Genomic DNA, 1,838 nt, shown 5'->3' on the forward strand with positions numbered 1-1,838 from the left:
CCGCCCCCGAAGAGGGCCGAAACCGAACGGGCCGGGAGCGGGCGTCGGACGACGCCGGAGGTGACGACGGGTCCGCCGGACGCCCCGAGACCGACGAATCCGCCGAACGCCCCGAGGGCGCCGAGAGCGCGGGGGCGGCGGGGGCCGATCGGCTCGACCCCGAGACCCGCGCCGTGATCGAGGAGCTGAGCGACGTCGACGTCGCGGAGACCGCGCCCGTGGAGCTTCTCGCGCGCGTGAAAGAGTGGCAGGATCGGCTCGACGAGAGCCGCTGACGACCCGCGGACCGGGTGCGTCTGACGTAAGAACTAATGTCCGACCTCGACGTGTAGTGTGTATGGGCATCATGAGCAAGATCCTCGGCGGGGGCGGCAACCGCTCCGTCGACGATTACGTCGAGCTCAACCTCGACGACTTCGCCGAGGCGCACGCCGAGACGGGGATGCAGGTACACATCGCGGAGATCGGTGACCAGGGCGACGTCATCCCGATCAAAGACGCCGTCTACGACGGCGATTTCGTCATCGCCGACATCACTCGTCACTCGACGTCGGACCGCACGATCGAACACATCATCGACGAGCTTCGCCAGGTCGCTCAAGAGGTCGACGGCGACATCGTGCAGAAGGGCGACGACCAGATCGTGGTCACGCCGACGGGCGTCTCGATCTCCCGGAAGAAGCTGTAACCGGGATTCGTCTCGGTCTCTGACTCTCTTCGGATATCTCGCCGCGGGCGCACGGTCCCCGCGATCGGCCGGTGCGTGGCCGAACCGTGTATTATATGCCCGTCTCCCGCCCACGTACGACCGAATGGACGAGCCGGTCCTGCTGACGGGCGCCGGCGGACGGGTGGGGCAGGCCATCCTCCGCGGCATCGGGGACGACTACGAGTGGCGACTCCTCGACAGGGAGCCGCTCCCGGCGGCGAAGGTGCCGGACGGGGTCACCGACGCCGACCGGTACGTCGCGGACATCACCGACGAGCGGGCGGTCCGGGAGGCCATGGAGGGCGTCGCCGCCGTGATCCACCTCGCCGGCGACCCGCGGAAGACGGCGCCGTGGGACTCCGTGCTCCGCAACAACATCGACGGGACGCAGGTCGTGATGCGCGCGGCCGTCGACGAGGGCGTCGACAAGTTCGCGTTCGCCTCCTCGAACCACGCCGTCGGCGGCTACGAGACCGACGACCGGACCCCGGACCTGTACCGCACGGACGACGACTACCGGCTGGACGGCACCGAGCTCCCCCGGCCCGGGAACCTGTACGGCGTCTCGAAGGCGACCGGCGAGGCGCTCGGGCGCCTCTACCACGACGAACACGGGATGAGCGTCGTCTGCGTCCGCATCGGGAACCTCACGAAGGACCACCCGCCGCGGGAGTACGAGCGCGGGCAGGCGATGTGGCTCTCGCACCGGGACTGCGCGCACCTGTTCGACCGGTGTCTGCGGGCCGACTACGGCTACGAGGTCGTCTACGGCATCTCGAACAACGACCGGCGCTACTACTCGATCGAGCGCGCCCGCGAGGCGCTCGGCTACGACCCCGCCGACAACTCCGCGGACTACACCTTCGAGGGCGAGCCGAAGGACGGGGCCGCGGAGTCGGACGGGGGCGACCCCGGCGATGGGATCGGTCCCGACGGCGGGACCGACCCCGCGGTCACCGGGAAGCCGAACTTCCCCTCGGACCCGGACACGCCGACCGACGGAGCCTAACCGAGTTCAAATTTAAAAGAGGTCGTCGACGTCGCGACGCTTCCGCTCCGCCAGGTCCACGTGGTCCGCGAGCCCGACGCCCGGCCGCAGGTGGCCGCGCGGCTCGCGGACCACGTGGAC

The 1,838-nt window shown here is 69.8% G+C and carries 3 protein-coding genes; all 3 read left to right on the forward strand.

Annotation, left to right across the window (positions count from 1 at the left end):
- Nucleotides 1-275 (forward strand): hypothetical protein (locus tag DJ81_RS15420; protein ID WP_141212600.1); only part of this gene is annotated, 275 nt, incomplete at its 5' end.
- Between the two features lie 62 nt (nt 276-337).
- On the forward strand, nt 338-688 hold the full coding sequence (gene sepF / locus DJ81_RS15425) for a cell division protein SepF (protein WP_094525416.1): 351 nt from the start codon (nt 338-340) through the stop codon (nt 686-688).
- Between the two features lie 124 nt (nt 689-812).
- Nucleotides 813-1,718 (forward strand): NAD-dependent glucose-6-phosphate dehydrogenase Azf, encoded by a 906-nt coding sequence (gene azf / locus DJ81_RS15430; protein WP_094590457.1) that lies wholly within the window; start codon nt 813-815, stop codon nt 1,716-1,718.
- Nucleotides 1,719-1,838: the final 120 nt, after the last annotated feature.

This window comes from Halorubrum sp. Hd13 (assembly GCF_002252755.1).
GTDB lineage: Archaea > Halobacteriota > Halobacteria > Halobacteriales > Haloferacaceae > Halorubrum.

Coding starts and splice junctions, on each gene's coding strand:
- sepF (WP_094525416.1), top strand. CDS start 338: ATGGGCATCATGAGCAAGATCCTCGGCGGGGGCGGCAACCGCTCCGTC.
- azf (WP_094590457.1), top strand. CDS start 813: ATGGACGAGCCGGTCCTGCTGACGGGCGCCGGCGGACGGGTGGGGCAG.